The sequence below is a fragment of the Bacteroidales bacterium genome, from assembly GCA_021648725.1.
Classification (GTDB): domain Bacteria; phylum Bacteroidota; class Bacteroidia; order Bacteroidales; family JAADGE01; genus JAADGE01.
On record JAKISF010000060.1, the window covers coordinates 1 to 5,931 of the forward strand.

5 protein-coding genes are annotated in these 5,931 nt (G+C 31.2%); 4 read left to right on the forward strand and 1 reads right to left on the reverse strand.

Annotation, left to right across the window (positions count from 1 at the left end; translation table 11 throughout):
• The first annotated feature begins 613 nt into the window (after positions 1-613).
• Complete coding sequence (locus tag L3J35_13555; protein MCF6367209.1) at positions 614-751, forward strand: hypothetical protein; 138 nt, start codon at positions 614-616, stop codon at positions 749-751.
• 82 nt (positions 752-833) lie between these two features.
• Positions 834-2,225: an aldehyde dehydrogenase family protein gene (locus L3J35_13560; GenBank protein ID MCF6367210.1), complete on the forward strand. Its 1,392-nt coding sequence runs from the start codon at positions 834-836 to the stop codon at positions 2,223-2,225.
• Positions 2,226-2,443: 218 nt separating this feature from the next.
• Here the strand turns inward: L3J35_13560 and L3J35_13565 are convergent, their stop codons facing one another.
• Complete coding sequence (locus tag L3J35_13565; GenBank protein MCF6367211.1) at positions 2,444-2,692, reverse strand: hypothetical protein; 249 nt, start codon at positions 2,690-2,692, stop codon at positions 2,444-2,446.
• A gap of 564 nt (positions 2,693-3,256) precedes the next feature.
• Between L3J35_13565 and L3J35_13570 the strand changes: the two genes are divergently transcribed.
• Together L3J35_13570 and dndC are read left to right on the forward strand one after the other, a co-directional pair.
• A complete protein-coding gene (locus L3J35_13570) occupies positions 3,257-4,447 on the forward strand; it encodes an AAA family ATPase (GenBank protein ID MCF6367212.1) in 1,191 nt (396 codons plus the stop codon).
• A gap of 131 nt (positions 4,448-4,578) precedes the next feature.
• On the forward strand, positions 4,579-5,826 hold the full coding sequence (gene dndC / locus L3J35_13575) for a DNA phosphorothioation system sulfurtransferase DndC (GenBank protein MCF6367213.1): 1,248 nt from the start codon (positions 4,579-4,581) through the stop codon (positions 5,824-5,826).
• Positions 5,827-5,931: the final 105 nt, after the last annotated feature.

Below are 5,931 nucleotides of genomic sequence, written 5' to 3' on the forward strand. Positions count from 1 at the left end.
AAATTGTTTACAACACCCGGGAGCCTGTCAGACCTAATCGGAAAAACATTCGAAAACATCGGCAAAAGAAACCTTATTCTATGAATTACAAAAGGTTATGACAGATTATTAACTAAACGACATTGAATATTGATTTATAAAACACTGAGTCCACTCCGAACAGTGTCGGCATGAACAATTTAGTAAATATTTGACAAATTGCAAGCTTATAATCAATTTGTTAACGAATTCACACTGTCACTAAAAAAATAATTCTCGAAAACAGGAATTCCAATTTATCCAAATCCGACAAGCGGAATATTTACAATAAACCTGACAGCGTCTGCAAGACCTGTCAGCGTTTCAATTAATACAAAAAAGCCAAGCAGAAATGTTTGGCTTTTTTATTAACTAAAATCCGCATATCATCGTATCATTAAGTTAATAAACAAAGAAATGCAAATCAGTTTCACATAAATTAAAAAAAGTGGTGCGATGATTGTCAATATTTTAATTATAGACTTGTGTATTCAAAGTATTAAAATAATTTATTATCTTTAAAATTGTTTGAAAAAAGTTTTTTAGACTAAAACTCATAGCTGTATGAAATTGAAAAACCGGGATAAGAACAACTTTGGGTCCTGCATATTTGAATATTTCGGATGAATTATGTAAAGACAGCATTCAAGGAATTGTTGCCGATGATAAAACAAAAACAGATTATTATAAGATTATTCAACAATTCTATAAACGAAACAGTACTCAAATATAGCTTGAAAAGAATTAAGTTAATCTTATTTTATTTATGAAAAATTATTAACAAATTTGTTGTCAGAAATATTAACAGACAACAAATGGAAATCTTAAAAGTAACATCACCTTTCGATAATAGCCTAATTAAAGAAATTCCTTTGGCAAGCAAAGAAAATGTTGAAAAAGCTCTTGCAAAAGCCGATGAATTATTCAAAAATCAATCAACTTGGTTGCCTGCACATGAGCGAATTGCAATTTTGGAACGCACAGCCGAAATAATGAAAACCAAAGTTGAAGAGTTAACCCAAATAGCTGCACAAGAAGGCGGTAAGCCCTACACCGACAGCAAAGTTGAAGTTCTGCGAGCAATCAACGGAGTTAAACTTGCAGCAGAGCATATCGGACAAATAAAAGGTGAGCAAATTCCTATGGGACTTACAAAAGCATCCGAAAACAGAATTGCTTTTACAATGCGAGAACCTATCGGTGTGGTTGTTTCTGTCAGTGCATTTAACCATCCCTTAAACTTAACTGTACATCAAACAGTTACGGCAATTGCAGCGGGATGTCCGGTAATTATTAAACCGGCATCAACAACGCCTCTGTCTTGTCTTAACTTTGCGGAAATTTTAAAAGATGCCGGTTTGCCCGAAGGTTGGTGTCAAGTTACGATTTGCAAAAATGATGTTGCCGAAAAGTTAGTAACTGACGAAAGAGTAAATTATTTTTCGTTTATCGGTTCGGCAAAAGTCGGTTGGTATTTACGTTCTAAACTTTCACCCGGAACTCGTTGTGCGTTGGAACACGGAGGTTCTGCTCCGGTTATTGTAGAAAAAGATGCTGATTTTACTGAAATGTTACCCTCACTTTTAAAAGGCAGTTTCTATCATGCCGGTCAAGTTTGTGTTTCCGTTCAACGTGTTTTTGTTCACGAAAGTATTTGTGATAAATTCTCAAAACAATTTGCTGATATGGCAAGCAAATTAATTGTGGGCAACCAAACGGATGAAAAAACAGAAGTCGGTCCGTTAATCTCTACTTTTGAAGTTGACAGAGTTGAGCAATGGGTAAATGAAGCTGTTGAAGGCGGAGGAGAATTATTGTGTGGGGGAAAACGAATTTCAGATACTTGTTATGAACCTACGGTTCTTTTAAATCCGCCGGCAAATGCAAAAGTATCTACATTGGAAATTTTCGGTCCTGTTGTTTGCGTATATTCTTATTCAAACAGAGAAAAAGCCATTGAAATTGCAAACAGTTTAGACGTTCATTTTCAGGCATCTGTATTTACAAAAAATATCGACATTGCATTGGATACAGTTAAAAAATTAAACGCAACAGCCGTTATGGTAAACGACCATACAGCATTCCGAGTTGATTGGATGCCTTTCGGCGGAAGAGACAGTTCCGGAATAGGCATGGGCGGAATACCTTACACAATCCATGAAATGACAAGGGAAAAGCTGATGGTTATTAAGAGTGAGGTTTTGTAAAAGTGTAATTATTGTGATTTTATAAAATTGAATTAGGCACTTAAGTAATATAGAATGAGAAATTGTATAGAACCTAAATTTCATCTAATTTGTTGCGATTTCAAGGGTTCTAAATATGATTGAATCAGATTTATTTCACGCAAAGAACGCAGAGATTACGCAAAGCACCGCAAAGGAAAAATAAGAACTATTGATAAGCAATAAATTACAAGTATTATCTAAATGCCTAATTCAATTATAAAATCTTTAATTCTTTTTTGTAAATCATAAATTTTATCCGGATTATATACCTTATCATGAATAATTATATTGTTATTTATAATTGTTAATCGAGGATTAAATATATCAAATTTATGAAAAGGAAGATAATATTCTGTTTCATCATAAAATACTAATGTATTATCAGGTAACAAATTTCTTTTTTTTAATTCCGGTAAAATATTATTTTTATTTTTTCCTGAAATCAACAAATAAATATTTTTATTAAAAAGAGTATCTTTATTTACAGAAAAAAAATATAAAGTTTTTTTGACACAAGACGGACAACTATATGAGTATGGAATAATTACAACTGCGTACTTTTCGGTTTCCTTTTTGTTAAATTGGTTAAGAAAACTCAAATAATTTTTTGTTGCATTTTTCTTTATCTTCTGATGTTCAAACCTTTCTAATAAATCTTGCTTAGTGCCTTTTTTTATTTTTACATCATAAACAGAAAAAATTATATATCCTTTTTGTTTTGCGGTTAAATTTACAAATTTATTGTAAACCTATTTTAGGACAACTTGGCAAATCTTCAAAGCCACCAAAGAGGGGAAGTTTCTTGGGCAATCTGATTTCGGGCATCTTTGTCAAACTGAATTAGTATGTGAAGCCGGTTTTTGTCAAGCTAATAAAAATAGATTTGGAGGAAATGACAGGGTAGGGATTGAGTTTTAAATGTAAAATCATAAATATAATTGTGAAATAAATATAAAAAATCGCAAATACATTTGTGATTTTTTATACATTTGCATAAAATTTATGAAGAAATGGAACGTTTAAGACGATTATCACTAAAAGCAGCACAAAGAACTTCAACAGATTTTCAACGATTTTTATTTAATCGAATAAATTGGGACAGGCAATTAATCGGTATTACAGGAGCAAGAGGAAGCGGTAAAACCATAATGCTTTTACAATATTTAAAGCAGTTATCAAAAACCGAAGATGCATTATATGTAAGTTTAGATGATGTATATTTCGCCGATACCGAATTAGTTTATTTTGCAGAAGATTTTGTAAAATACGGAGGCACATATTTATTGTTGGACGAAGTACATAAATATCCCAACTGGTCGCAGGGAATAAAAAATATTTACGATAATTTACCCGAATTAAAAGTCGTATTTACAAGTTCGTCTGCACTTGAAATTCATAAAGGAACACACGATTTAAGCAGAAGGGCAATAATGTATAATATGCCGGGTTTATCGTTCAGAGAATTTCTGAAATTAAAGCATCAAATTGAACTTCCGGAATTTACATTAGAACAAATATTAAATAATTCTGATAAACTTGTAAATATTGTTTTAGAAAAAATTAAACCTTTACCCTATTTTAACGAATACATTAAAGAAGGATATTACCCCTATTTTTTAAATACGGAAACAGATTACCCGAAACAACTGCTGACCTCTTTGAATTTAGTTATAGAAAGTGATTTGCCGGCTATTTTTAATATTGATTTTTCATCAATTATAAAGTTGAAACGTTTGCTTAATGTTATCTCTCGAATAGTTCCTTTTAAACCTAATATCGAAAAATTAGCAAGGCAAACCAATACATCAAGAGAAACATTATTAAAATATTTGTATTATTTAGATAAAGCACAAATTATTCAATGGTTAGGTTCAGATGCAACAGGAATAAATTATATGAATAAGCCCGATAAAATATTTTTAGGAAACACAAATATTTCTTATGCCTTGTCGGGAGATAAATCCGACAAAGGTAATTTAAGAGAAACTTTTTTTCTTAATCAATTATCTGTTAATCATATTGTAACATACCCGAAAGAAGGGGATTTTTTAGTTGATGAAAAATATCTTTTTGAAATCGGCGGAAAAAATAAAAATAATAAGCAAATAAAAGATATTAAAAATGCTTTTATTGTGGCAGATGATATTGAGTACGGTTTTAAAAACAAAATACCTCTCTGGCTATTCGGATTTATGTATTGAAAACTTATAGATTAAGCCTATTTATAAAAAAGATCAGTTTAAGATTTAATTTTATAAAACTGTTAAGTACTTTATTTGGAAATATGCTGCTTAATCCTTAATTTTGGTCTAAGAATATATATGTTCAAAGTATGAAAAACAAACGAATTGAGAATATTATAAATGAACTAGTTGACCAATATACTTATGCGGACACAAGTGAAAGACCTTGGATAATTGGTTTTAGCGGAGGTAAAGATTCTACAGTTTTACTAACTTTGGTTTGGAGAGCATTAGAAAAAATTCGTAAAGAAATGCCATATCCTTTTCAATTGAAAAGGCAGGTTTATGTTGTTTGTAATGATACAATGGTCGAGAACCCAATAATAACAGAATATGTTGATGATGTTCTAACAAAAATTGAACAAGCTGCCAGAGAACAAAATTTGCCTATTTTTATACAAAAAACAATTCCCAAAATAGAAGCTACTTTTTGGGTTAATGTTCTTGGAAAAGGATACCCTGTTCCAAATAATTCATTCCGTTGGTGTACTGATAAGTTAAAAATTAGACCCACTTCGTCATTTATAACTGAACAAATAAATGAAAAAGGGGAAGCAATAGTTCTTATCGGAGTAAGAAGTGCAGAAAGCAGCTCAAGAGGACGGTCAATAAGAAAACATGAGATAAAAGGGAAACGCTTGTCAAAACATCCGAATCATCATAACACATTAGTTTATTCACCTATTAAAGAATTAATGTTGGAAGAAATTTGGTATATAATTAATGCTTTACCTTCACCTTGGGGATATGATAATTCAAAATTATTCAAAATATATGCAAACGCAAGTGCAGATGATTATGAATGTCCTACTGTTGTTACAGACAAAAATCATTCATCTTGTGGACAAAGTCGTTTTGGTTGTTGGACTTGTACAGTAGTAAAAGAAGATAAATCAATGACTGCTTTAATTAAAAATGGTGAAAATTGGCTTGCACCACTTTTGAAATACAGAGATAGTTTGGTTGTAGAACGAAATGTTTCTGAAAACAGAATGGCGACTAGGCGAAACGGTCAAGCCGCAGTTACAGAAGACGGTCATAAACAAGGTAATTATGCACCAGAATATCGAGCAAAAAAATTACGTGAATTATTGGAATTACAAAAAGGAATTCAAAAAACAAATCCATTAGTTGAGTTGATAACAAATCAAGAACTAATAGCCATTCAAGTGTATTGGTATAGAGATGGTATTTTTGATTTTAAGGTTGGTGAAATATATGCAAAGATTTTTGGGCGTGAAATAGAAACAGAAAATTCTAATATAGAAAGTACAATAGAGAAACAATTGCTCAAAAATGTTTGTCAACAAGAGCCTAATTCTACTTTACTAAGTTAAAATTTCCTGTTTTTCAGCTTGTTTCCTGTAATTTAGGTCAATATCGTATTTTCTTTTCTTGTGTCTTTTTTCCATTTGTTCAAGTCTAATTTCGACATCTTTTTT

Coding starts and splice junctions, on each gene's coding strand:
- L3J35_13560 (MCF6367210.1), top strand. CDS start 834: ATGGAAATCTTAAAAGTAACATCACCTTTCGATAATAGCCTAATTAAA.
- L3J35_13570 (MCF6367212.1), top strand. CDS start 3,257: ATGGAACGTTTAAGACGATTATCACTAAAAGCAGCACAAAGAACTTCA.
- dndC (MCF6367213.1), top strand. CDS start 4,579: ATGAAAAACAAACGAATTGAGAATATTATAAATGAACTAGTTGACCAA.